This window comes from Pseudomonas sp. FSL R10-1339 (assembly GCF_009600545.1).
In the GTDB taxonomy this organism is placed as follows: Bacteria; Pseudomonadota; Gammaproteobacteria; order Pseudomonadales; family Pseudomonadaceae; genus Aquipseudomonas; species Aquipseudomonas bubulae.
Genome location: NZ_WIVQ01000021.1, coordinates 15,497 through 40,497 on the forward strand (window position 1 = coordinate 15,497; position 25,001 = coordinate 40,497).

The window sequence follows — 25,001 nt, forward strand, 5'->3', positions numbered from 1 at the left end:
GGGCTGGCCGCCGACTATACCTCAGCGTTTGTTCAGTGCCAGGGCCAGGCGGTCACCACCCAGCTGAATCACGGCCACCAGAATCACCAGCAATACGATCACGGTCAGCATCACCTGCGAGTCGAAGCGCTGGTAACCATAGCGGTACGCGATGTCACCCAGCCCGCCAGCACCAATCGCACCGGCCATGGCCGACGAATTGATCATCGTCACCAGGGTGATGGTAAAACCGCCGACGATGCCGGGTAAGGCTTCGGGCAGCAGTACGTGCCAGATAATGTGATGGCGCTTACAGCCCATGGCTTGGGCGGCTTCAATCAAACCGTGATCCACCTCACGCAGGCTGACTTCAGCTATGCGTGCAAAAAACGGTGTGGCGGCGATGGTCAGCGGTACGACCGCCGCCCATACGCCGTAGGTAGTGCCCACAATCAGGCGGGTGAACGGGATCAATGCCACCATCAAAATCAGAAACGGGATTGAACGGAACAGATTGACGAACGCACCCAGTGCCTTGTTCAGTGTGGGGGCTTGATAAATCCCGCCTTTGCCACTGGTGACCAGGATCACCGCCAGCGGTATGCCCAGAACCAGCGCGATCAGCGACGACACACCGACCATCAGGAAGGTGTCGATCACCCCCTGCCATAAACGATCAAATCCCATAGCCCACTACCTCGACCTGTTGTGCCCATTGCCCGGCCCGTTTGCGCAGCTCTTCGGCGCCCAGCGAAGTGCTGGTTACGCTGAGCAGCAGTTGCCCCAGGGCATGCCCCTGGATGTGTTCGATGCCGCCGTGGAGCAGCCGCACTTGCCCTCCCAGCGCGCTGAACAGCGCGCCCAGGTCAGGCTCTTGGGCCTGCCGGCCGGTAAAACGCAGGCGCAAGATCACGCTGGCTTGTGCGGACTGTGCCTGCGCCGAAATACGGTTACGCAGCGCTTCAGGCAGGGTCGCCTGCAAGGGCGCCAGCAGGGTCTTGCTGACGTCATGCTGAGGATCGCCGAAGACCTGCCACACAGGGCCTTGCTCGACCACGCGACCTTGCTCCAGTACCACTACGCGGTGACAGATATCACGAATCACGGCCATTTCATGGGTAATGAGGATGATGGTCAGGCCCAGGCGCTGGTTGATTTCGCGCAGCAGACCGAGGATCGACTGAGTGGTTTCGGGGTCCAGGGCCGAGGTGGCTTCGTCGCACAGCAAAATCGCCGGATCGTGCACCAGCGCACGGGCAATGCCCACACGCTGTTTTTGCCCGCCCGACAGTTGCGCCGGGTAAGCCGTGTGCTTGCCTTGCAGGCCAACCAGCTCCAGCAGCTCACGCACCTTCTGCTCCCGTTGCAGCTTGGGCACGCCCGCCACCTTGAGTGGCAACTCGACGTTCTGCCATACGGTTTTGGCCGACATCAGGTTGAAGTGCTGGAAGATCATGCCGATCTTGCGCCGCAGCGCCACCAGCTTGTCTTCGTCAAAGCTGGCGATATCGACCTGATCGATCAGCACGCGGCCGCGGGTAGGCTGTTCGAGGCGGTTGATGGTGCGAATCAACGACGACTTGCCAGCACCGCTGCGCCCGATGATGCCGAAGATCTCCCCGCGCTGGATTGCCAGATCAATACCCGTGAGGGCATCCACAGGGCCCTGGCGGCCGTCATATGTTTTGCCGATACCGATAAAACGCACATGGGCGTGGCTCAACTCAGGGTGCAGCTCGGTGTGGTTGGCGCCGGGCTGCGGCTGATCGAGCCGCTCGCGAGCAATGGCCACATTCATGGTCAGCCTCCCCAGCCGGGCTGGTACAGAGTGCCGTAGGTCTTATCCAGCGCAGCTTTGACCACTGGCGAGTGCTGATAGATATCAATAAATTTGGCCAGACGCGGGTCGTCTTTGTTCTTGGGCTGGATCACGAACTGAATCACATACTCGGGGTGGTCGATGCCGTCGAACAGTAAGGCCGACTCGGCATCGAAGGTTTTCGACAGGCGAATGTAGGCTGGATAACCCTGCACCAGGTCGGCATCGTCGTAGGCTCGTACCAGTTGCACGGCCTCAACCTGCAGGATCTTGATCTTTTTCGGGTTGGCGATGATGTCCTCTTCCGTCGCCTTGTAACCAACGCCCGGCTTGAGTGTAATCAGCCCGGCCTTGGCCAGCAGTTGCAGGCCACGCCCGCTATTGATCGGGTCATTGGCAATGGCAACAGTTGCGCCTTCAGGCAGGGCGTCGAGGCTTTTGTATTTTTTCGAGTACAGGCCCACGTTGTTGATGATGCCTTTGGCGTAGGGTGCCAAATCGAACCCGGCGGCGGCCTTGGCGTTTTCCAGGAACGGGATGTGCTGGAAGTAATTCACATCGATATCGCCGCTGGCCAGGCTGACGTTGGGTGCGATCCAGTCGGTGAACTCCACCAGCTCGACCTTGAGCCCTTGCTTGTCGGCCTCGGCCACTGCGGTTTCCAGGGGAATGGCGAACGCGGCGGTGGTGCCGACCTTGAGCGGCTTGTCGGCCGCGTGGAGCAAACCGCTAAACAGCCCGAGGGCCAGAACCAGTGCGTGTTTTTTGTTCATGATAATTGCCCAGTCAAAGAGTCGGAATTCGAACCCTGTGGGAGCGAGCCTGCTCGCGAAAGTTTGGCAGTCCTGCAAGCTTCGCGAGCAGGCTCGCTCCCACAAAAAAACAGTTATGCGCTGTGCCTGAAGGCCGCACCTGTATGGCGTTGCGGCAAGTGCGCATCGCCTTCCACAAACAGCTTCTGACGCAGGCTGCCAGTGTCATAAGCGGTTTTATAAGAGCCCCGGCGCTGCAGTTCGGGGACCACCAAGTCGATAAAATCGACGTAGCTTTCAGGGGTGACGATGCGGGTCAGGTTGAACCCGTCCAGGCCGGTTTCTGCAATCCAGGATTCCAGCTCGTCGGCCACTTGCGCAGGCGAACCCACCAGCGTGATGTAACGCCCGCCCAGGGCGTGCTGTTCGAGCAGCTTGCGCCGGGTCCAGTCGTTGTTTTGCAGCACTTTGGTGGCGGACTGGATCGCGTTGCTCTTCACGTACTGGATCGGCTCGTCCAGTTCGTAATCGGCAAAGTCGATACCCGTGGAGCTGGAAAAGTGCGCCACGCCGGCTTCGGCACTGGCATAGCTCAGGTACTCGTCACGCTTGGCCAATGCCTGGGCCTCGGTCGGCGCCACGATCACGTTGATCCCCATAAACAGCTTGATGTCGTCCGGGTTGCGGCCCGCAGTCACAGCGCTGGCGCGCACCTTGTCGACCTGGGCTCTGGTCGCTGCCTTGGTCTGCCCGCTGATAAACACGCACTCGGCATGGCGACCGGCAAACACCAGGCCGCGATCCGAGCTGCCCGCCTGAAACAGCACCGGGGTGCGTTGCGGCGACGGTGCGCAAAGGTGATAACCCTCCACCTGATAGAACTCACCTTCGTGTTTGATCTTGTGCACCTTGTCGGGCCGGGCATAGATGCGCCGGGCCGGGTCATTGAGCACGGCGTCGTTTTCCCAGCTGCCTTCCCATAGCTTGTAGAGCACTTGCAGGTACTCATCGGCCTGATCGTAGCGCCGGTCATGCTCGACCTGTTCGGTCAGGCCCATGGCTTTGGCTGCACTGTCGAGGTAGCCGGTAACAATATTCCAGCCCACGCGACCGCGGGTCAGGTGGTCCAGGGTCGACATGCGACGCGCGAATAAATACGGCATTTCGTAGGTCAGGTTGGCGGTCAGGCCAAAACCGAGGTTCTTGGTGACGGCAGCCATCGCCGAAACCAGCAGCAGGGGATCATTGACCGGTAGCTGGATCGCCTCTTTGAGTGGCATATCAACCGATTGTTGATAAACGTCGTACACCCCCACGATATCGGCGATAAACAGCCCGTCGAACAGCCCGCGTTCCAGCAGCTGCGCCAACTCAGTCCAGTATTCAAGGGTGTTGAAGGTGGTCGAGTTGTCACGTGGATGAGTCCACAGACCGTGGTTGATATGACCAATGCAGTTCATGTTGAAGGCATTGATCAGAATCTTCTTTTTGCTCATCAGATGGTCCCCCGCAATGGCGGGTTGGCATCATTTAGGTAGTAATTGCCTACCGCGTGGTACTTCCAGCGCACCGGGTCATGCAGGGTGTGCACGCGGGCGTTGCGCCAGTGACGGTCAAGGCCGTGCTCGGCCAGGGTGGCCTGGCTGCCCGCCAGCTCGAACAGGGTGCTGCCGGCGGCCAGGGAAATTTCTGTACTCAGGGCCCGGGCTTCTGCGATGGCAATCGAGGCTGCGGCGACGGTGCTGGCGCTGGTGTTGCTCTGAGCAATATCCAGAAACGCTCCGGCACGTTCCAGCAGGGCTTCGGCGGCATGCAGACGTACGCTCAAATGGCCGAAGCTTTTGAGGGTCAGCGGGTCTTCGCTGGCGATATCCGTAGTGGCATCAATCCAGGGCCGGGTTTTGCTGCGCACAAAATGCAGGGCGTCTTCAAAGGCGGCGCGGGCGATACCGGTATCGATGGCCGCGTGAAGGATCTGCGCCAGCGGGCCAACCGGGGTCGGACGCTCGAAGGCGCTTTGAAACGGGATCACGTCTTGTGCTGCGACCAGTACGTTGTCGAAAACCACCGAACCGCTGCCCGTAGTGCGCTGGCCAAAACCGCTCCAGTCGTCGATCACGCTTAGGCCATCGCTGTCGCGGCGCACGAATGCAAGATGCTGGATGCCGTTATCGTCCACAACCGAGGTAGGTATCCGCTGTGCATACAGTGCGCCAGTGGCGTAGAACTTGCGGCCGGTGATGCGGTAGCCGTGTTCGGCCTGGGCCAGATGGGTGGTGCGATCGTGTGCAGTCTTGGTGCCGATTTCAGCCAGGGCATTGCCGAAGCGCTCTCCGGCCAGCACCTCGGCATAGAGCCGCTGCTTTTGCTCGTGTGTGCCATTGACCCGTAAAACTTCGAGTGCATAAAAGTGGTTTTGCGGGATTTGCCCCAGAGAGGCATCGGCCGCAGCGATCAGCGCGATCACTTGCGCCAGGGTGACGCTGGACACGCCTGCGCCGCCGTAGGCCTTGGGCACGGTGATGCCCCACAGGCCGGTATGGGAAAACAGCTCAAGCTCATCAAACGGCAAACGCCGCTCACGGTCGCGCAGGGCACTGTCGCGTTTGAAAAACGCCGCCAGTTCACGGGCTACGCTCAGGGCCTCGGCATCGCTGTGGATAACCGGGACCTGTTTGGATATCAGTGACATGGGTGTCTCCAGGGTCAGATCCAGGAATGCCGGGCAGGCAGGGTGCCGTTGAGGCGATACGCGCCGATGGCGTGGTATTTCCAGCGCACCGGGTCGTGCAGGGTGTGCACCCGGGCGTTGCGCCAGTGGCGGTCGAGGTTGAACTCGGCAAGGCTGGCGCGGCTGCCGGCCAGTTCGAACAATTTTTCGCTGGCCAGCAGCGACAGCTCGGTGCTCAGCACCTTGGCTTCGGCCACCGCAATCGATGCGCGGGCAGCGCCAGGGGCGTCGATCGCTGCCGCGCTGACTTCGTCCAGAACGCGTCCGGCTTTGCGCAACAAGGCTTCGGCTGCGTGCAGCTCAATGTGCAGTTTGCCGATATCGGCAATCACATAAGGATCATCGCTGTTGCGTTCGACCTTGGCGTCGATCCACGGGCGTGAGCGCTCGCGGACAAAACTCAGGGTGTCGGCAATGGCACCGCGGGCAATGCCCAGGTCAATGGCGGCCTGGATCAATTGCGACACGGCGCCTTGAATGTTCGGAGCATCGTTGAGGCGCGAACTGTCGACCACCTGTTCGGCTTCCACCCGCACGTTGTTAAGTAATACGGTGCCACTGGCGGTGGTGCGCTGACCAAAACCGGACCAGTCATCCACGACGCGCAAGCCTGGTGTACCGCGACGAACGAAGGCCATGACCTGTCTGCCTTCATCGTTGACGGCTTTTACCGCAATCCAGTGGGCGAACAGGGCGCCGGTGGAGTAAAACTTCTGACCGTTAATGGCGAAGTCGTCGCCATCGGCGATGATCCGGGCCTTAATGTCCAAGGTGTTTTTGCTGCCGCGTTCCGGGCCCGCATTGCCGATGCGCCAGCCTTGCAGCACGCTGGAGAACAGTTGTTCTTTTTGCGCCTGGGTGGCCGTGGCAGCGATCAGGCTGAGAATGCCAACCTGATTTTGCGGGATTTGCCCCAGCGCCGGATCGGCAGCCGAGATGATCGCGAACACTTCAGCCAGGGTCACAAATGACACCTGGGGGCCGCCAAATTCGCGGGCAATGGAAATACTGCCCAGGCCGCTGCGGGTGAAGGCTTCTATGAGCGACCACGGCAGCTTGCGTTGCTGGTCGCGTTTGCCCGCGTGTTCGCGTGCACTGGCTGCCAGTGTGTGTGCGGCTTCAAGGGCTTCGTTGTCGGTGCGCAGAACCTGCGCTGCCAGCAACAGAGGCGCGACATCCTGGTCGCTTTGCAGGTGTGCATTGGCCAAGCTGGACATTAGTTGCGCTCCTTGGCTGCACTCAATGCCCTGGCGTTATGCACAAGGGTGATTGTGTTACGGACCATACCTACCTCACGTTTCATGGGAGCGCCGCTCGTGCGGCGCGGATAAAAGCTGAGAGTCCGGTGGTCCGGTTCATATACCCTAATCGAGTATAAAAATTTTAAGAACTAACTTTTAGGAATATGAATAGACGATTCCCTGGCTCCCTGCTCCTGGTTACGCCAGTTGGAACGGGGCTCTGCGGCGTGCAGTACCTCCCTCGGGGCAGGGTTGAGATAGAGCTTGGGAGCACCTACCTTGAGCACTCGCGCCGGTGCCCAGCGCGAATTGTTGCCCACGCGGTCGATCACACAGTAGGTGACTTCCAGCTTGGCGTCTTCGCCAGCCTCCTGGATGATGTGGGGGGGCACGAACACGCTGACGGGTTTGTCGATATCCACTTTGCGCAGTTTGGGCAAATCCAGGCGTACATCCCCCCAGAGCAGGGTGATGGCGTCATTGTTGGCCATGTTGCGATAGGGTTCGATACTCACCGGGACACCGCGTTTCATCTGGCTTGGGTTAACCCCGTAGCGCTGGATGGGCTGCGGAATTACAAGCGGGGCCAGGCCCTGGTTTTCGTCGCCAATGGCTTCGCCGCCAGGGCAGTCAAGTTTGACCAATATTTTAAGTTGCGCAGAAAGAACCGGGCTGCTGCCGATATGCATCACCCGGTAGTAAAGGCGCGCCGTACCATTTTGAATAAAACTCTCTGGCACTCTTAACATGACAGGCTGGCCAATACCGGCTTTGAAAATCTGCCGCGAGGCGACATAGCAACCATCCCAGAACAACTCTACAAGGTCACCTTCTTCCATGTTCTTGTAAGGGTTTATTGTAATAAGCAAGTGCTCGGCCGCGCGCGCGCACACAGTATGCCTTGCGGAGTTTGAAAGTACGGGCGGAGGGAGTTTGTTGAAACATGAGGTAAAGGGCATATTTAAAGATTCCTTTCCAGTATGTAAGGGAACGGTACACGTCTGCGCAGACCGGCCCTCGCTTTCAGCACCGAGTACTGGCCGCACATGGTTAACGCGATAAATATTTGCTTTTTGACAAGTGGCTGGGCTCGATTATTTTTATTAGATAAGAGTCTGTGGGTATGAGTGTCAAGGGCGAACAGAAGTAATATAAATGTCTCTGAATTATTCAGAATGTTCCTACTGAAAGAGTACTTTAAAGTTGCATGACAAGTAGTTCTGGCGATGAGCGATGAGTCATCAGTCTAAGTTTACAGGCTGTTTAATAGTCCTCTCTCACCAGGCCTTTGCACGCGCCCAATCACTCGGGACCTCAGCCAGCATGATTTTTTTGCGTTTTTGCCATTTATTTCACACTCCGTCTGCATAATCGCCATGCACGAGGCAGCTGGTTAGCCCGCTTTGTGATATTTAGATCTGGCCCAACATTTCGGAAGCCCACTCAAATGGCAACAAACCCACAGTTGATACCGCCTGTTCCCCGGTCCTCACGTTTCAGCATGCGCTGGTATTCCTGGGTATTACTGGTGGGGGTATTGGTCTACGGGCTCGCGTGGATCATGCATTGGGATGACCGCGGTGCGTTGTGGGTACTGGAGCGGTTTGAGAGCCCGTCCGAGCAGAACGAAAGCATATGGCTACCTGACTACAGGGCGGTGATTGATGCCAAGGTGTTGCCGGGAATGGAAAAGGACGAGGCATCGGACCTGGCCTATAACCCGCTGACCAAAACACTGTTCTCGGTGATGGGTAAAAACCCTTTTCTCGTGGAACTGACTCTGGATGGCGACGTACTGCGCAAAATCCCGCTGGTGGGCTGGAGCAACCCGGAGGGCCTGACAGTCATGGAGAACGGCCTGCTGGCCATTGTCGATGAGCGTGAGCATATGCTGAGCATCATCAACATCGACGCGGACACCAAGTCCCTGAATATTGCCGACTTCCCCAAGTACGACCTGGGGCCTTCGAAAAACCAGAACAAGGCCTTCGAAGCCATTGCCTGGGACCCTCGCCGCCAACAACTGCTGCTGGGTGAAGAGCGTCCGCCGCAGTTGTTTGTATGGAAGAGCGACGGTAGCCAGGTGCTAACCGGCAGCAAGCAGAAAGTGCCAAGCGATGAGCTGGATCTACGTAACCTGTCGGCCCTGAGCATCGATCCGCGTACAGGCCATACACTCGTACTGTCGGCCGATTCGCATATGCTGCTGGAGCTCGATGAGCTGGGTGAGCAGGTCAGCTTCATCACCTTGCTCGGTGGCTTCAATGGCCTGAAGAACACCATTCCCCGGGCCGAAGGTGTCGCGATTGATGAACACGGCACGCTGTATATGGTGAGCGAACCGAACCTGTTTTATCGCTTCGAGAAGGTGGCCAAATAAATCCCGCGCTCGCGCAAGACATGTTGCCCGTTGAGGTTTAAGGTTCAATTCAGACAGCCGTGGTATTTCATTGGCCTGATCTGTTTAGAGTTCGACCCATGCGCCGTGTCAACCGCACTACCGTTTTTACTCTCTGTATAACGCTGGTGGCCTTGCTGGCCGCCGGCTTTGCCGCGCAACATTTTCGCCTGTTTGAACGGACCTGGTTCCAGATCAGCCAGATGTGGCACCCCGCCAATCCTGATGCAATCAACCTGGGAGACTACCGCGCCGTACTGCAGGGCAAGGTCATCGAAGGGCTTGAGGATGATGTCTCGGCACTGACCTTCGATCCATTGCGTAAAAGCCTGTTTACCGTGACCAACAAGAAAGCCGAGCTGATCGAGCTGTCCCTTGATGGCCGGGTCTTGCGCCGCATTGCACTGGTCGGGTTCGGCGATGCCGAGGCAGTCGAATTTATTGGCGAGAATACCTACGTCATTACCGATGAACGTCAACAGCGCCTGATCAAGGTCAAGGTCGACGACAATACCCGGGTTCTGGATGCCCGGGATGCCGAGCAATTGACGCTGGGGATCAATCAGTCGGGCAACAAGGGCTTTGAAGGTTTGGCCTATGACTCGGTGGGCAAGCGCCTGTTTGTAGCCAAGGAGCGCGACCCCATGCTGATTTATGAAGTGCGCGGCTTCCCTCAAGCCAACCCCCAGCAACCTTATGCCACCCATGTTGTGAGCAATCCGCGACGGGATGCACGGTTGTTTGTAAGGGATTTGTCGAGCTTGCAGTTTGACGAACGCACCGGGCATTTGCTGGCACTGTCAGATGAGTCGAAATTGCTACTTGAACTGGGCCTGGACGGGCAACCGATCAGCACACTGTCGCTGAAGAAGGGCAAGCACGGTCTGACCCGCTCAGTGCCACAGGCAGAAGGCGTCGCGATGGACGATGAAGGGACTGTCTATGTGGTGAGCGAGCCGAATCTGTTTTACGTGTTCAAAAAACCGGCTTTGTAGATGAGAAATGGCCGATCATTTTCTCTTGTGGGAGCGAGCCTGCTCGCGAAGTTCGTTCGCGAGCAGGCTCGCTCCCACAGTTGAAATTTTCCTGCTGGCGCAGTTACTTGCTCAGGGTTTTCACGCCCTCAGGCGTGCCCAGTAACAGCAGGTCGGCCGGGCGGGCGGCGAACAGACCGTTGGTCACAACACCGACGATGGCGTTGATCTGACGCTCCAGCTCAACCGGGTTGGTGATCTGCATGTTGAACACGTCAATGATGATATTGCCGTTGTCCGTAACCACACCTTCGCGGTACACCGGATCGCCGCCCAGTTTTACCAGCTCGCGAGCCACGTGGCTGCGGGCCATCGGGATAACTTCGACTGGCAGCGGGAATGCGCCCAGCACCGGAACCAGCTTGCTGGCATCGGCGATGCAGATAAAGGTCTTGGCCACGGCAGCGACGATTTTTTCGCGGGTCAGGGCTGCGCCACCGCCCTTGATCAGGTTGAGGTTTTCGTCACTTTCATCGGCGCCATCAACGTAGAACTCAAGATCACTGACCGTGTTCAGTTCGTACACCGGAATGCCGTGGCCCTTGAGACGCGCGGCGGTGGCTTCGGAGCTCGCAACCGCGCCGTCGAATGCGCCCTTGTGCTGGGCCAGGGCATCGATAAAGCAGTTGGCAGTGGAGCCGGTACCGACCCCGACGATGCTCTTGTCATCCAGTTTTGGAAGGATGAAGTCGACAGCAGCCTGGGCTACGGCCTGTTTGAGTTGATCCTGGGTCATGCGGGCTCCGGGGCGGGAAGGGGGAAAAAGAAAGGAGCTGAGTATAACCCAAGGCTTTAAAACCTTTGGATTCGTATGGTCGCCTGCGCAAACGCTGGGGTAGACTCCTTGGTCCCTGCCAACCCGCCCAGTGAAGCTTTCCGATGCTCGAACAGTACGTTAAGAAGATCCTCACCTCGCGCGTTTATGACGTTGCCGTAGAAACCCCACTGCAAGCTGCCAACCAGCTTACCCAGCGGTTGGGCAACCAGATTTTGCTCAAGCGCGAAGATTTGCAGCCGGTGTACTCGTTCAAGATTCGTGGCGCTTACAACAAACTGATTCACCTGACCGACGCCGAGCGCGCGTGCGGCGTGGTGACGGCGTCAGCGGGCAATCACGCCCAGGGCCTGGCCCTGGCGGCCAAGGTGCTGGGGGTCAAAGCGACCATCGTGATGCCCAAGACCACCCCCGAGATCAAGGTCGAAGGCGTGCGCTCCCGTGGTGGCATTGTGGTGCTGCATGGCGACACGTTCCCCGAGGCGCTGGCCTACTCGCTGCAACTGGTCGAGAAAGAAGGCTACGTCTACGTTCACCCCTACGATGACCCGCACACCATTGCCGGGCAGGGCACCGTGGCGATGGAAATTCTGCGCCAGCACCCGGCGCCGCTGGATGCGATCTTCGTACCGGTGGGCGGCGGCGGGCTGATTGCCGGTATTGCGGCGTATGTGAAGTACCTGCGCCCGGACATCAAGATCATTGGTGTCGAGCCCGATGACTCCAACTGCCTGCAAGCCGCGATGGCGGCGGGCGAGCGCGTGGTGCTGCCAACCGTGGGGATTTTCGCCGACGGCGTGGCCGTGGCGCAGATTGGCCAGCACACGTTCGATATCTGCAAGGACTATGTGGATGAAGTGATCACCGTCAGCACTGACGAGATCTGCGCAGCCATCAAGGATATCTTCGACGATACCCGCTCGATCACCGAACCTGCCGGTGCGCTGGGCGTGGCCGGAATCAAGAAGTACGTCGAGCAGCGCGGCGTGCGCGGCCAGACCCTGGTGGCAATCGACTCCGGTGCCAACGTCAACTTTGACCGACTGCGTCATGTGGCCGAGCGGGCCGAGCTGGGTGAAGGCCGTGAAGCCATCATTGCGGTGACCATTCCTGAGGTGCCGGGTAGCTTCAAGGCGTTCTGCCAGGCCGTGGGCAAGCGTCAGATCACCGAGTTCAACTACCGCTACCACACTGGCAGCGAAGCGCACATTTTCGTTGGCGTGCAGACCCACCCCGAGAACGATCCCCGCAGCGCGCTGCTGGCCAGTCTGACTGAGCAGGGCTTCCCGGTGGTCGACCTGACCGAGAACGAGCTGGCCAAGTTGCATATCCGTCATATGGTTGGCGGCCATGCTGCGAAGGTCAGCGATGAGTTGCTGTTCCGTTTCGAGTTCCCGGAGCGGCCGGGGGCGCTGTTCAACTTCCTCAACAAGCTGGGCGGGCGCTGGAACATCTCGATGTTCCATTACCGCAACCACGGCGCGGCGGATGGCCGGGTCATGGCCGGCCTGCAGGTACCGGCGGACGAGCGCCACCTGGTGCCGGCGGCGCTGGAAGAAATCGGCTACCCGTACTGGGATGAGAGCGATAACCCTGCCTACCAGCTGTTTCTTGGCTGATAGGCGCTACGCTGATTGAACGGCTCAAGGGATTAATCAAATGGAAACGTTCACAGCGTTAAAACTGCTGCATGGCGTGTCGACACTGCTGCTGTTTGTCAGCGCCATTGCCTTGCTGGTTGTGGTAATTCGCCGCTGGCGGGCAGGGGATAAAAACCTGTCAGGCGGAGTGGTGCAGCGGCCCTGGAGTTATGTTTGGGCGCTGATGGGCCTGTGTCTGCTGGCGTTGCCCGTCAGTGGCTGGTTTCTGGTGCATCTGGCCGGTTGGCCGTTGAGCCAGATATGGCTGCTGGCGGGCAGTTGTTTGTACCTGCTCGGCAGCCTGAGCTGGCTGTGGCTGGTGGTGCGCCTTAACCGTCTGCGCTTGGGGCGAATGGCCAGATACCCGTGGTTTACCCTGGTGCTGGCCATTTTTTGTGCAGTCTGCTTTATCGCCATCGCGGGATTGATGGGCGCCAAGCCGGTTTAAGCACACGTGCTTGTGTGGGAGCGGGCTTGCTCGCGATGGCATCACTGAGGTCTTGCAGAAAAACCGCGGCGATCTTATCGCGAGCAAGCCCGCTCCCACAGGTTGTGTGTCAGTCGCGCAGCGAGATGACTTCCCAGCCACGCTTGATGGCCTCCGCCCGCAAGTTCGGATCCGGGTCTACCGCCACCGGATGATCAACCTGCTCCAGCAGCGGCAAGTCGTTCATCGAGTCGCTGTAGAAGTAGCTGTCTTCCAGGCTGTAGCCGTTTTCTTCGATCCAGCGGTTCAGGCGTGTCACCTTGCCTTCACGGAAGCACGGTACGTCTGTGCTGCGACCGGTGTAACGGCCATCGATGATTTCGCATTCGGTGGCAATCAAATGTTCCACGCCGAGTTTTTCGGCAATGGGGGCCGTGATCACGCGGTTGGTGGCAGTGATGATCACCAGGGTGTCGCCGGCTTCACGGTGTTTGGCCAGCAGGGCATGGGCCTTGGGCAGCATCAGGCCATCAATGCAGTCGCGCATGAATTCGCGGTGCCATTGATCCAGTTGCGCCATGTCATGGCGGCCAAAGATTTCCATGCTGAAATTAAGGTAGGCGGCGTTGTCCAGCTTGCCGGCCAGGTAGTCCTGGTAGAACGCGTCGTTGCGCGCCTTGTAGGCGTCACCGTCGAGAATGCCCCGGCGGCACAGGTAATCGCCCCAGGCGTGATCGCTGTCACCGCCCAGAAGGGTGTTGTCCAAGTCGAATAAAGCCAGACGCATTGAGGTTACCCGTTGAGTTGCCTGAGAAATGGCCACAAGAATACGGTCTTTTAACAAGAGTGCACATAAGGCAGGAAGGCGCGTTGCTGCTTTCACAACCTTTGTGGAACAATGCGGCGACATGCGTTTGCGAGGTTGTTGCCGTGATCGACCCCGATGGTTTCCGCCCTAATGTCGGGATTATTCTGACAAATGACGCTGGTCAGGTACTTTGGGCTCGCCGTATCAATCAAGACGCCTGGCAGTTTCCACAGGGTGGCATCAACCCTGACGAAACGCCGGAAGACGCCTTGTACCGTGAGCTGAACGAAGAAGTTGGCCTTGAACGCGAAGATGTAGAAATACTCGCCTGCACGCGAGGCTGGTTGCGTTATCGTTTGCCGCAACGCCTGGTACGTACCCACAGCCAACCGCTGTGCATCGGCCAGAAGCAAAAGTGGTTTTTGCTGCGCCTGGTCTCCAACGAGCAACGGGTGCGGATGGATTTGACCGGTAAACCGGAGTTCGATGGCTGGCGTTGGGTCAGTTATTGGTACCCGTTGGGCCAGGTGGTGACATTCAAGCGCGAGGTCTACCGTCGCGCTCTCAAAGAGCTTGCCCCGCGCCTTTTAACGCGCGCCTGACACGGAGTTCGACCCCGAGCCATGCTCAATACGCTGCGCAAGATCGTCCAGGAAGTTAACTCCGCCAAGGATCTCAAGGCGGCGTTGGGGATTATTGTGTTGCGCGTCAAAGAGGCCATGAGCAGCCAGGTCTGCTCGGTCTATTTGCTTGATCCAGAGACCAACCGCTTTGTCCTGATGGCCACCGAGGGCTTGAACAAGCGCTCGATCGGCAAAGTCAGCATGGCGCCCAACGAAGGCCTTGTCGGCCTTGTGGGCACCCGTGAAGAGCCTCTGAACCTCGAAAACGCCGCCGATCACCCGCGCTATCGCTACTTTGCCGAAACCGGAGAGGAGCGCTATGCCTCCTTCCTGGGTGCGCCGATCATCCACCACCGGCGCGTGGTCGGGGTCCTGGTCATTCAGCAAAAGGAGCGCCGTCAGTTCGACGAAGGTGAAGAAGCCTTCCTGGTGACCATGAGCGCCCAGTTGGCCGGGGTTATTGCCCACGCCGAAGCCACGGGTTCGATTCGTGGCCTGGGCCGTCAGGGCAAGGGCATCCAGGAAGCCAAGTTCGTCGGCGTACCGGGTTCGCCGGGCGCTGCCGTGGGTACCGCCGTGGTGATGCTGCCACCCGCGGATCTGGATGTGGTGCCCGACAAGACCATCACCGATATCCCCGCCGAAATTGCGTTGTTCAAGACCGCCCTGGAAGGCGTGCGCAACGATATGCGCGCGGTGTCCAAGAAACTCGCCACCCAGTTGCGCCCCGAAGAACAGGCATTGTTCGACGTGTACCTGATGATGCTCGACGATGCGTCGCTGGGCAGCGAAGTCAAAAATGTCATCAAGACCGGTCAATGGGCCCAGGGCGCGCTGCGCCAGGTCGTGACCGATCACGTCAACCGTTTCGAACTGATGGACGACGACTACCTGCGTGAGCGGGCGTCGGATGTGCGTGACCTTGGCCGTCGTCTGCTGGCCTATTTGCAGCATGATCGCCAGCAAACCATGGTCTACCCGGACAACACCATTCTGGTCAGCGAAGAGCTGACGGCCACCATGCTCGGTGAAGTGCCCGAAGGCAAGCTGGCAGGCCTGGTGTCGGTACTGGGTTCGGGCAACTCCCACGTTGCCATCCTGGCCCGCGCCATGGGTATCCCGACGGCGATGGGCGTGGTCGACCTGCCGTACTCCAGGGTCGACGGCATCCAGATGATCGTCGACGGCTACCACGGCGAGGTCTATACCAACCCCAGCGAAGTGCTGCGCAAGCAATACGCCGAGGTGGTCGAGGAAGAGCGCCAGCTGTCCCTGGGGCTTGATGCCCTGCGCGAGCTACCCTGCATCACCCCTGACGGGCATCGCATGCCGCTGTGGGTCAATACCGGCCTGCTGGCCGATGTGGCGCGAGCACAACAGCGTGGCGCTGAAGGCGTAGGTCTGTACCGCACCGAAGTGCCGTTCATGATCAACCAGCGCTTTCCCAGCGAAAAGGAGCAGCTGGCGATTTATCGCGAGCAATTATCTGCCTTCCATCCGCAACCGGTGACCATGCGCAGCCTGGACATCGGCGGCGACAAGTCACTGTCTTACTTCCCGATCAAGGAAGAAAACCCGTTCCTGGGCTGGCGCGGGATTCGCGTGACCCTCGACCACCCTGAAATCTTTCTGGTGCAGGCCCGGGCCATGCTCAAGGCCAGTGAAGGCCTGAACAACCTGCGTATCTTGCTGCCGATGATCTCGGGCACCCACGAACTCGAAGAAGCCCTGCACCTGTTGCACCGCGCCTGGGGTGAAGTGCGCGACGAAGGCACCGACGTGCCGATGCCGCCTATTGGGGTGATGATCGAAATCCCGGCTGCGGTTTATCAGACCAAGGAGCTGGCCCGTCAGGTCGACTTTCTGTCGGTGGGTTCCAACGATTTGACCCAGTATCTGCTGGCTGTGGACCGCAACAACCCACGCGTGGCGGACTTGTACGACTATCTGCACCCGGCGGTGCTGCAGGCCCTGCAGTCGGTGGTGCGTGACGCCCATGCCGAAGGCAAGCCGGCGAGCATCTGTGGAGAAATGGCCGGTGACCCAGCGGCGGCGATCTTGTTGATGGCGATGGGCTTTGACAGCCTGTCGATGAACGCCACCAACTTGCCGAAAGTGAAATGGATGCTGCGTCAGGTCAGCCTGAGTCGCGCCAAGGAACTGCTGGCCGAAGTGATGACCATCGACAACCCGCAGGTCATTCGCAGCACCATTCAACTGGCGCTGAAAAACATGGGCCTGACCCGCATGATGAACCCGGCGGCGATCAAGCCTTACTGAAAAGCGCCCTCACCCCAACCCTCTCCCTCGGGGAGAGGGTTGGGGTGAGGGCTAGCGTCACACCGCCAGCCTTACCTCTCCCAACCGCCCCCCATGCGGCCCGAAGCTGTGTTCCACCATCACCCTTGACCCGTCTGCATTCACAATAAGCGCGGTACTGGCACGGGTGCCATAGCTGGGGCTGGTGATAAACACACTCGACAGCAGACTCTCCGTGGCCAGACCTACGCCTGTGTCCGGCAGTTCGCTGAACGGGGCCGTCTGCGGGTCCTTGAGCAACGCCAGCAGCGCTTGTGGCTGCGGGTTGTCCAGCACCTCGGCCAGCGCGGCCTTGGCTTTGAGCAGTTTGGGCCACGGCGTATCCAGCCCGCCGTTGGACAAACCATAAATCCCCGCGCTCAGCGGTTGCGGCGCCAGGTCCCCGGAATTGAAATGCCAGAGCTGATCTGCGGTGCCCAACAGCAGATTAAAACCGGCATAGTCGACAGAACGTCGGCCTACCTGGGTGAAATACTCGGCAATTGACTGGTGGCCGGTGAGAAAGTCTGCCACCAGCTCGCCCCGTGAGCGCCGTGAAGGCGGCTTGTGCGGTTCGCGGATATTGGTCAGGGCCGCAAAGCGTCCATCGGCGCCGATGCCCAGCCAGGTTCCTCCCGCTTCAAGGTCGCGCCCGGCATATACCTGTGGCGCATTGGCCCACTGCGCCAGGGGTTTGGCGGGGCGGGCATAGAATTCATCGCGGTTGGCCGCAACGACCAAAGGCTGTGCATGGCCGGGGCGCCAGGCGAAGACAATCAGACACATGGGCAGTCCTTAATGTTTTTTTAACCACACTACTTATAGATTGCTCGGGCGGCTCGCGCCATACCGTGCAGCGCAGTGGAGCCAAAGCCCTTGCTCCGTTACCATGCGGATCAAATTTGGGGGGGCGTCATGGAATTTCTGCTCTATCTGGTACTGGGAGGTTTTGCGGGGGTGCTGGCCGGGCTGTTCGGGGTCGGCGGCGGGTTGATCATCGTGCCGGTGCTGGTGTTCAGCTTCACCTTGCAGGGTTTTGACAGCGAGGTGCTGACCCATCTGGCCGTTGGCACGTCACTGGCCACGATCATTTTTACCTCGATCAACTCGATTCGCGAGCACCATCGAAAAGGCGCCGTGCGCTGGCCTCTGGTGCTCTGGATGACGCTGGGCATCCTGATCGGTGCGGGCATCGGTGCGTTGACCGCAGAAGCCATTGCCGGCCCCCACTTGCAGAAAATCATCGGTGTGTTCGCCGTGGTGATCGCCATTCAGATGGCCCTGGGCTTGCAACCCAAGGCCACTGGCACGGTACCTGGCAAGGTCGGGCTGACCCTGGCCGGTACGGTGATTGGCTGGGCTTCGGCGATTTTCGGCATCGGCGGCGGCTCGCTGACCGTGCCATTTCTGAGCTGGCGTAGCGTGCCGATGCAGCAGGCCGTGGCCACGTCGTCAGCCTGCGGGCTGCCGATTGCACTGGCAGGTGCAGCAAGTTTCATGATCATTGGCTGGCACAACCCCGACCTGCCCGCGCATAGTCTCGGTTTTGTCTACCTGCCCGCGCTGCTCGGGATCGCCCTGACCAGCATGTTTTTCGCCCGTTTCGGTGCGCGACTGGCCCACAAGCTCTCGCCACGCCTGCTGAAACGGCTGTTTGCCGCACTGTTGTTCTGTGTCGGCTTGAGTTTCCTGATCTAACAAGGAGTCGCAATGCTGCCTTACCCGCAGATTGATCCGGTGGCACTGGCCATCGGCCCGCTGAAAATCCATTGGTACGGCTTGATGTACCTGATCGGCATTGGCGCTGCCTGGCTGATCCTGTCACGCCGCCTCAACCGCTTCGACCCGACCTGGACCAAGGAGAAACTCTCCGACCTGGTGTTCTGGGTGGCCATGGGCGTGATTGTCGGCGGGCGCCTGGGCTATGTGCTGTTTTACGACCTGAGTGCCTATATCGCCAACCCGCTGCTGATTTTTGAAGTGTGGAAAGGCGGCATGGCGTTCCACGGCGGCCTGATCGGCGTGATGCTGGCGGTGTGGGGTTTTGGCAAGCGCAACGGCAAGTCATTCTTCCAGATCATGGACTTTATCGCCCCTGTAGTGCCCATTGGCCTGGGTGCAGGGCGCATCGGCAACTTTATCAACGCCGAACTGTGGGGCAAGGCCAGCGATGTGCCGTGGGCGATGATCTTCCCTACCGACCCACAACAACTGGCGCGTCATCCGTCGCAGCTTTACCAGTTCGCCCTCGAAGGTGTGGCACTCTTCCTGATTCTTTGGCTGTACTCGCGCAAACCCCGTCCAACCATGGCGGTTTCCGGGATGTTCGCCCTGTTCTACGGCATCTTCCGCTTTATCGTCGAATTCGTCCGTGTGCCGGATGCCCAATTGGGTTATCTCGCGTTCGGCTGGGTGACGATGGGGCAAATTCTCTGTATCCCGATGATCGCGGGCGGCCTGTTCCTGATCTGGTGGGCTTACCACCGCGATCCAGCGGCTCAAAAAGCTGCGTAATACATTCGGATGGCGGGGCTTATAGAGCCCCGCATTCAAACGGTAGGAAAACCATGAAGCAATATCTCGACCTCGTTGCCAACGTCATTAAAAACGGCACCCTGCAAGCCAACCGTACCGGCGTAAAAACCATCAGTCTGCCGGGCGCCATGCTGCGCTATGACCTCAAGGAAGGCTTCCCGGCCATCACCACCCGGCGCATGGCGTTCAAATCGGCTATTGGCGAGATGTGCGGTTTCTTGCGCCCGGTCAATAGCGCTGCAGACTTCCGCGCATTGGGCTGCAAGGTGTGGGACCAGAACGCCAACGAAAACGCCCAGTGGCTGGCCAACCCGTTCCGTCAGGGCGAAGACGACCTTGGCGAGATCTACGGTGTGCAATGGCGCAAATGGCCGGCCTACAAGCAAGTTGATCGCAGCAATGTGGCCGCTATCGAGTTGTGCCTGAGCCAGGGCTATCGTCAGATTGCCGAAGGCGAAGAAGACGGCCAGGCCTATGTGGTGCTGTACAAGGCCATCGACCAGGTACGCCAGTGCGTCGACACCATCATCAATGACCCGGGCAGCCGCCGTATCCTGTTCCACGGCTGGAACTGCGCCCAGCTCGACGAAATGGCCCTGCCACCGTGCCACCTGCTGTACCAGTTCCACCCGAATGTCGAGACCAGGGAGATTTCCCTGACCCTCTACATCCGCTCCAACGACCTGGGCCTGGGGACACCGTTCAACCTGACCGAAGGCGCTGCGCTGCTGAGCCTGATCGGCCGCCTGACCGGCTATACACCACGCTGGTTCACCTACTTTATCGGCGATGCCCACGTGTACGAAAACCACCTGGACATGCTTAACGAGCAGCTAACCCGCGAGCCGTTCCCGATGCCCAAACTGGTAATCTCGGACCGCGTACCGGAATTCGCCAAGACCGGCGTGTACCAGCCGGAGTGGCTGGGCATGATCGAGCCGGGCGACTTCAGCCTCGAAGGCTACCAGCACCACGCACCAATGACCGCGCCGATGGCGGTGTAATGCCAAAGCCTGTGGCCGTTGCCACAGGCTGTTTCAATTGCCAGGCCCGGACTAACGAACGCGGCTCTCGAAGCGGCTAACGCCCGTCAGCTCCAGCACCAGCTCATCGCCCACATTCAGTGGGCCGACGCCCACCGGTGTGCCAGTCATGATCACATCACCGGCTTGTAGCGAGAAGCACGCAGCCATGTGCTGGATCATCGGTACGATCGGGTTGAGCATCAGGGCGCTATTACCGTCCTGACGCACTTCGCCATTGATGGTCAAACGAATGCCGATATCGGCCAGGTCAGCAAAAGTGCTGCTCTGTACGAAAGGAGCCAGCACACAGGCGCCATCGAACGACTTGGCAATTTCCCACGGCAGGCCTTTGCCTTTGAGCTCGGCCTGTTTGTCGCGCAGGGTCAGGTCCAGGCCAGGGGCAAAACCGGAGATCGCATCCAGCACTTCTTCGGCGCTCGGGTTGTTCGACAGGGGCTTGCCGATCAGTACCGAAATTTCGGCTTCGTAATGCACCGAACCGCGCTCGGTGGGGATCGCAAAGCCGCCTTCCAGTGGCACGACACAACTGCCCGGTTTGATGAAGAGCAGGGGCTCGGTCGGGATCGGGTTGTCCAGCTCTTTGGCGTGCTCGGCATAGTTGCGGCCGATGCACACCACTTTACCGATGGGAAAGTGGATCCGGGTACCGTCGACATACTGGTGCTGATAGCTCATTGACCGACTCCGCTATTGAATACCGTTAACTTTAAACCGCAAAAATCTTGCCGGGGTTCATGATGCCTTTAGGGTCGAACACGGCCTTGAGCGCTTTCATGTACTCGATCTCAACCGGCGAACGGCTGTAGGTCAGATAGTCACGCTTGGTCATGCCCACGCCATGCTCGGCAGAGATCGAGCCGTTGTATTTCTCAACGGTTTCAAACACCCACTTGTTCACCGTCGCGCACTTGGCGAAGAACTCATCCTTGCTCAGGTTTTCGGGCTTGAGGATGTTTAGATGCAGGTTGCCGTCGCCAATGTGGCCGAACCAGACAATTTCGAAATCCGGGTAGTGTTCGCCGACGATCGCGTCAATTTCTTTCAAAAATGCCGGGACTTTCGACACGGTGACCGAAATGTCGTTTTTGTATGGCGTCCAGTGGGAAATGGTCTCCGAGATGTACTCGCGCAGTTTCCACAGGTTCTGCAGTTGGGTTTCGCTCTGGCTCATCACGCCATCAAGTACCCAGCCTTCTTCCATGCAGTGCTCGAAGGTTTCCAGGGCCGCATTGGCAACCTCTTCAGTGGTCGCCTCGAATTCCAGCAGCGCATAGAACGGACAGTCGGTTTCAAACGGGGAAGGCACGTCGCCACGCCCCATGACCTTGGCCAGCGCCTTGTCGGAGAAGAACTCGAAAGCCGTCAGATCGAGCTTGTTCTGGAAGGCGTGCAGTACCGGCATGATCGAATCGAAATCTGCCGTGCCCAACACCATCGCCGTCAGATTTTTCGGCGCACGGTCCAGGCGCATGGTGGCTTCCACCACAAAGCCCAGGGTGCCTTCGGCACCGATAAACAGCTGGCGCATGTCATAGCCGGTGGCGTTCTTGATCAGGTCCTTGTTGAGCTCCAGCACATCGCCCTTGCCGGTGACCACTTTCATGCCGGCCACCCAGTTACGGGTCATGCCGTAGCGAATCACCTTGATTCCGCCGGCATTGGTGCCGATATTGCCGCCAATCTGGCTGGAGCCAGCCGAAGCGAAGTCCACCGGGTAGTACAGACCGTTTTCTTCGGCCAGGTTCTGCAGATGCTCGGTGACCACCCCAGGCTGGCAGACCACGGTGCGGTCGGTCAGGTTGATGTCCAGCACCTGATTCATGTAGTCGAACGACACCACTACTTCGCCATTGGCGGCCACTGCAGCAGCGGACAGGCCGGTACGGCCACCCGACGGCACCAGTGCCACGTCATGGGCGTTGGCCCACAGCACGATGGCCTGCACCTGCTCGGTGGTTTTCGGAAACACAATGGCCAACGGGGCGGGAGCGAAATGCTTGGTCCAGTCCTTGCCGTAAGCATTAAGGGAGTCAGCGTCGGTCAAAACCTTGCCAGGCTCTACCAGGGTCTTCAGCTCATCAATCAAGGCAGGATGGGTCATCAACAGAACTCTCGAACAATTCATGGTCATCCTGAGAACGCTTCACGTCGCAGGAATGGGTGTTTAGCGGGGCGCTTATGCTAGCATACGACCCCCTCGCAGAATCGAGCCACAGGACGATTCTCGGGGCCGGTTTTCACGCCGGCCAGGTCAGCTCTCGCTGTCCATTCCCTGCCATTTTTTCTCTGGGACACAGGTTTACGCAGATGAGCAAGACTTCTCTCGATAAGAGCAAGATCAAGTTCCTTCTTTTGGAAGGCGTCCACCAATCCGCTGTTGAAGTGCTCAAATCCGCCGGGTACACCAGCATTGAGTACATCACCAGTTCCTTGCCTGAAGCCCAGCTGAAGGAAAAGATCGCTGATGCCCACTTTATCGGCATCCGTTCTCGTACCCAGCTGACCGAAGAAGTGTTCGATTGCGCCAAGAAACTGGTCGCTGTTGGTTGTTTCTGCATCGGCACCAACCAGGTCGACCTCAACGCTGCTCGCGAACGCGGTATCGCTGTTTTCAACGCCCCTTACTCCAACACCCGTTCGGTGGCCGAGTTGGTGCTGGCTGAAGCGATCCTGTTGTTGCGTGGCATCCCTGAGAAAAACGCTTCCTGCCACCGTGGCGGCTGGATCAAAAGCGCAGCCAACTCCTTCGAAATCCGCGGCAAAAAGCTGGGTATCGTGGGTTACGGCTCGATCGGTACCCAGCTGTCGGTTCTGGCTGAAGGCCTGGGCATGCAGGTGTTCTTCTACGACACCGTGACCAAGCTGCCATTGGGCAACGCCACCCAGGTCGGCAATCTGCACGAACTGTTGGGCATGTCCGACATCGTCACCTTGCACGTACCGGAAACCGCAGCCACCCAGTGGATGATCGGCGAGAAAGAAATCCGTGCCATTAAAAAGGGCGGCATTCTGATCAACGCCGCTCGCGGCACCGTGGTTGAGCTGGACGCCCTGGCTGACGCAATCAAGGACAAGCACCTGATCGGCGCCGCCATCGACGTGTTCCCGGTTGAGCCGCGCTCCAACGACGACGTGTTCGAAAGCCCGCTGCGTGGCCTGGACAACGTGATCCTGACCCCGCACATCGGCGGTTCTACCGCTGAAGCGCAAGCCAACATCGGTCTGGAAGTGGCAGAAAAACTGGTCAAGTACAGCGACAACGGTACCTCGGTATCGTCCGTGAACTTCCCGGAAGTGGCCCTGCCGGCCCACCCTGGCAAGCACCGCCTGCTGCACATCCACCAGAACATCCCGGGCGTGATGAGCGAGATCAACAAGATCTTCGCCGAAAACGGGATCAACATCTCCGGCCAATTCCTGCAAACCAACGAGAAAGTTGGCTATGTAGTGATCGACGTCGACGCCGAGTCTTCGGACCTGGCGCAAGAGAAGCTGCAGACCATCAACGGCACTATTCGCTGCCGCGTGTTGTTCTAAACGCCTCTCACTAAAAAGGGAGACCCTCGGGTCTCCCTTTTTTATGCGTCGAAAAAGCTTATTTCACATTAACCGTGATTTTTTCCGACACGATGCTTGGCTTGAACGGCACATGAACCTGGTTACCCAGCACCAGTTGCAGGGTGTGCTTGCCAGGTGGCAGGGTGACCTGGGTTTCGGTCTGGGCCTTGCCGAAATGGATATGGTTGGCATCGGCCGGGATCGGTGCGTTCTCGGCCGGCAACTGGTCGACATCGATCAGCAGGTGGTGATGGCCCGCATGCGGCGTGGCCTCGGTGATAGGCGCCAGAGGCATGCCTTCAATACCGAATTTAACGGTGAAAGTTTGATCAACCGTGGCACCGTCTTTAGGTTCGACGATAAACACTTTGGCGCCTTTTGGTGCAGGCTCCGATTCCAGGCCAGCCGCTGTGGCCATGACCGAAGCGCCCATCAATACAGAAGCCAGCGCAACACGAGACAGTAGAGCTTTCATTTTTTTCTCCGGTTTTTTGCAAAATTCTTCGGTGCCTGACAACTTAGAGCCAAACCGTTGTCCAACCCCGCAAGTGACCAACATAAAGCAAAGCGAACGTTAAATGCGATTCGCTTGCATCCCAACCAAAGGAGTGACCATGCGTTTATTGCCGGGCCTGATGCTTTTACTGCCACTGGCGAGCCCTTTTGCTCAGGCCGAACTGATCGACGACATCAATGACCGTGGTGAACTGCGCATAGCCCTGGAAGCCGACATGGCACCGTTCAGCTTCAAGCAGGACGGGCGTCTGACCGGCTTTGACGTTGAACTGGCCGAGTTGCTGGCTCAGGAACTGGAAGTACATTCCTCCATTCTGGTCACCGATAACGCTGACTTGCTGTCAGGGGTTGAGAGCGGCAAATACGATGTCGCGATCAATCATGTGGCTTTGACCCAGGAACTCCAGGATCGGTTCGATTTCAGCGAACCTTACAGCCATCTGCCAGCGCAGACGATTGCCCGGCAAGAGCAGCCGCGCTCACTCAACAGCCTTGCAATGTTTCAAGGCCAGACTTTAGGCGTAGCTCAGGGCAATGGGTTTGTCGAACGTGGGCCATTGGTCACGGTGGCGCAGAAAACGCCGGTCACAGATGAGGAAGTTGCCCTGGTAATCCCCTTCCAGAAAGGCAACCCGGCGTTCCAGGCCAGCCTGGACAAGGCCTTGCAGCGGATCAAGGCAGACGGGAGGCTGGAGGCGTTGTCGCAGAAGTGGTTCGGGATGTCTGCAAGACAGCCCTGAATACCCAATGTGGGAGCAGGCTTGCCCGCGATGGGAGCGACTCGGTAAGTCAGGCATACCGAGTTGTCTGCATCGCGAGCA

General features: G+C 58.8%; 24 protein-coding genes. 11 read left to right on the top strand and 13 right to left on the bottom strand.

What is annotated here, in order from left to right; translation table 11 throughout:
- Positions 1–21: 21 nt before the first annotated feature.
- The 7 genes from GHO03_RS09140 to GHO03_RS09170 form a co-directional block, all read right to left on the bottom strand.
- The gene (locus tag GHO03_RS09140; RefSeq protein ID WP_094999662.1) at positions 22–666 is read right to left on the bottom strand and encodes a methionine ABC transporter permease; all 645 of its coding nucleotides are present in this window, start codon (positions 664–666) and stop codon (positions 22–24) included.
- Positions 656–1,777, bottom strand: coding sequence for a methionine ABC transporter ATP-binding protein (locus GHO03_RS09145; protein WP_153399663.1), 1,122 nt, complete (start codon positions 1,775–1,777; stop codon positions 656–658). The genes GHO03_RS09140 and GHO03_RS09145 overlap by 11 nt, the downstream gene beginning before the upstream one ends.
- A 2-nt stretch (positions 1,778–1,779) precedes the next feature.
- Positions 1,780–2,571 carry a MetQ/NlpA family ABC transporter substrate-binding protein gene (locus GHO03_RS09150; RefSeq protein WP_094999660.1) on the bottom strand — a complete coding sequence of 264 codons (792 nt, stop codon included), beginning with the start codon at positions 2,569–2,571 and terminating at the stop codon, positions 1,780–1,782.
- A gap of 113 nt (positions 2,572–2,684) precedes the next feature.
- The gene (locus tag GHO03_RS09155) at positions 2,685–4,046 is read right to left on the bottom strand and encodes an LLM class flavin-dependent oxidoreductase (RefSeq protein ID WP_153399671.1); all 1,362 of its coding nucleotides are present in this window, start codon (positions 4,044–4,046) and stop codon (positions 2,685–2,687) included.
- Entirely contained in the window at positions 4,046–5,242 is a 1,197-nt protein-coding gene (locus GHO03_RS09160; protein WP_094999658.1) for an SfnB family sulfur acquisition oxidoreductase, read from the bottom strand. The genes GHO03_RS09155 and GHO03_RS09160 overlap by 1 nt, the downstream gene beginning before the upstream one ends.
- Before the next feature lie 14 nt (positions 5,243–5,256).
- Positions 5,257–6,498 (bottom strand): SfnB family sulfur acquisition oxidoreductase, encoded by a 1,242-nt coding sequence (locus GHO03_RS09165; protein WP_095023164.1) that lies wholly within the window; start codon positions 6,496–6,498, stop codon positions 5,257–5,259.
- A gap of 173 nt (positions 6,499–6,671) precedes the next feature.
- Positions 6,672–7,481, bottom strand: a complete 810-nt coding sequence (locus GHO03_RS09170; protein ID WP_095024835.1) for a hypothetical protein — start codon at positions 7,479–7,481, stop codon at positions 6,672–6,674.
- Between the two features lie 488 nt (positions 7,482–7,969).
- On the opposite strand from GHO03_RS09170, the gene GHO03_RS09175 reads away from it, so the two are divergent.
- Both GHO03_RS09175 and GHO03_RS09180 read left to right on the top strand, forming a co-directional pair.
- Complete coding sequence (locus GHO03_RS09175; protein WP_094999655.1) at positions 7,970–8,902, top strand: SdiA-regulated domain-containing protein; 933 nt, start codon at positions 7,970–7,972, stop codon at positions 8,900–8,902.
- 98 nt (positions 8,903–9,000) lie between these two features.
- A complete protein-coding gene (locus tag GHO03_RS09180; protein WP_153399673.1) occupies positions 9,001–9,915 on the top strand; it encodes an SdiA-regulated domain-containing protein in 915 nt (304 codons plus the stop codon).
- 103 nt (positions 9,916–10,018) lie between these two features.
- Here the strand turns inward: GHO03_RS09180 and rpiA are convergent, their stop codons facing one another.
- Complete coding sequence (gene rpiA / locus GHO03_RS09185) at positions 10,019–10,690, bottom strand: ribose-5-phosphate isomerase RpiA (protein WP_048361307.1); 672 nt, start codon at positions 10,688–10,690, stop codon at positions 10,019–10,021.
- A 143-nt stretch (positions 10,691–10,833) separates the two neighbouring features.
- Here rpiA and ilvA point away from each other — a divergent pair, with 143 nt between their 5' ends.
- On the top strand, positions 10,834–12,348 hold the full coding sequence (gene ilvA, locus GHO03_RS09190) for a threonine ammonia-lyase, biosynthetic (protein ID WP_153399675.1): 1,515 nt from the start codon (positions 10,834–10,836) through the stop codon (positions 12,346–12,348).
- Between the two features lie 40 nt (positions 12,349–12,388).
- Positions 12,389–12,817, top strand: a complete 429-nt coding sequence (locus tag GHO03_RS09195; protein ID WP_095017898.1) for a DUF2269 family protein — start codon at positions 12,389–12,391, stop codon at positions 12,815–12,817.
- Positions 12,818–12,926: 109 nt separating this feature from the next.
- On the opposite strand, the gene GHO03_RS09200 is transcribed toward GHO03_RS09195, so the two are convergent.
- On the bottom strand, positions 12,927–13,583 hold the full coding sequence (locus GHO03_RS09200; protein ID WP_094999651.1) for an HAD family phosphatase: 657 nt from the start codon (positions 13,581–13,583) through the stop codon (positions 12,927–12,929).
- Between the two features lie 143 nt (positions 13,584–13,726).
- Between GHO03_RS09200 and GHO03_RS09205 the strand changes: the two genes are divergently transcribed.
- Both GHO03_RS09205 and ptsP read left to right on the top strand, forming a co-directional pair.
- Positions 13,727–14,206: an RNA pyrophosphohydrolase gene (locus GHO03_RS09205; RefSeq protein WP_019828104.1), complete on the top strand. Its 480-nt coding sequence runs from the start codon at positions 13,727–13,729 to the stop codon at positions 14,204–14,206.
- A gap of 21 nt (positions 14,207–14,227) precedes the next feature.
- Positions 14,228–16,507: a phosphoenolpyruvate--protein phosphotransferase gene (ptsP, locus tag GHO03_RS09210; RefSeq protein ID WP_094999650.1), complete on the top strand. Its 2,280-nt coding sequence runs from the start codon at positions 14,228–14,230 to the stop codon at positions 16,505–16,507.
- 57 nt (positions 16,508–16,564) lie between these two features.
- Here the strand turns inward: ptsP and GHO03_RS09215 are convergent, their stop codons facing one another.
- Positions 16,565–17,311, bottom strand: coding sequence for an NRDE family protein (locus GHO03_RS09215; RefSeq protein ID WP_095017900.1), 747 nt, complete (start codon positions 17,309–17,311; stop codon positions 16,565–16,567).
- 129 nt (positions 17,312–17,440) lie between these two features.
- Here GHO03_RS09215 and GHO03_RS09220 point away from each other — a divergent pair, with 129 nt between their 5' ends.
- Genes GHO03_RS09220 through GHO03_RS09230 form a run of 3 tightly spaced genes read left to right on the top strand, consistent with a single transcriptional unit; the run spans position 17,441 to position 20,064 of the window.
- Positions 17,441–18,223 (top strand): sulfite exporter TauE/SafE family protein, encoded by a 783-nt coding sequence (locus tag GHO03_RS09220; protein WP_095020617.1) that lies wholly within the window; start codon positions 17,441–17,443, stop codon positions 18,221–18,223.
- 12 nt (positions 18,224–18,235) lie between these two features.
- The gene (gene lgt, locus GHO03_RS09225; RefSeq protein ID WP_094999647.1) at positions 18,236–19,039 is read left to right on the top strand and encodes a prolipoprotein diacylglyceryl transferase; all 804 of its coding nucleotides are present in this window, start codon (positions 18,236–18,238) and stop codon (positions 19,037–19,039) included.
- 53 nt (positions 19,040–19,092) lie between these two features.
- Positions 19,093–20,064: a thymidylate synthase gene (locus GHO03_RS09230; protein ID WP_095020616.1), complete on the top strand. Its 972-nt coding sequence runs from the start codon at positions 19,093–19,095 to the stop codon at positions 20,062–20,064.
- 51 nt (positions 20,065–20,115) lie between these two features.
- On the opposite strand, the gene GHO03_RS09235 is transcribed toward GHO03_RS09230, so the two are convergent.
- Together GHO03_RS09235 and GHO03_RS09240 are read right to left on the bottom strand one after the other, a co-directional pair.
- Complete coding sequence (locus GHO03_RS09235; protein ID WP_094999645.1) at positions 20,116–20,781, bottom strand: fumarylacetoacetate hydrolase family protein; 666 nt, start codon at positions 20,779–20,781, stop codon at positions 20,116–20,118.
- A 31-nt stretch (positions 20,782–20,812) separates the two neighbouring features.
- Positions 20,813–22,207 (bottom strand): FAD-binding oxidoreductase, encoded by a 1,395-nt coding sequence (locus tag GHO03_RS09240; RefSeq protein ID WP_094999644.1) that lies wholly within the window; start codon positions 22,205–22,207, stop codon positions 20,813–20,815.
- Between the two features lie 206 nt (positions 22,208–22,413).
- Between GHO03_RS09240 and serA the strand changes: the two genes are divergently transcribed.
- Positions 22,414–23,643 (top strand): phosphoglycerate dehydrogenase, encoded by a 1,230-nt coding sequence (gene serA, locus GHO03_RS09245; protein WP_083369705.1) that lies wholly within the window; start codon positions 22,414–22,416, stop codon positions 23,641–23,643.
- A gap of 58 nt (positions 23,644–23,701) precedes the next feature.
- On the opposite strand, the gene GHO03_RS09250 is transcribed toward serA, so the two are convergent.
- Entirely contained in the window at positions 23,702–24,139 is a 438-nt protein-coding gene (locus GHO03_RS09250) for a DUF4399 domain-containing protein (protein WP_094999643.1), read from the bottom strand.
- A gap of 139 nt (positions 24,140–24,278) precedes the next feature.
- Here GHO03_RS09250 and GHO03_RS09255 point away from each other — a divergent pair, with 139 nt between their 5' ends.
- Entirely contained in the window at positions 24,279–24,920 is a 642-nt protein-coding gene (locus tag GHO03_RS09255) for a transporter substrate-binding domain-containing protein (protein ID WP_094999642.1), read from the top strand.
- The last annotated feature ends 81 nt before the right edge of the window (positions 24,921–25,001 follow it).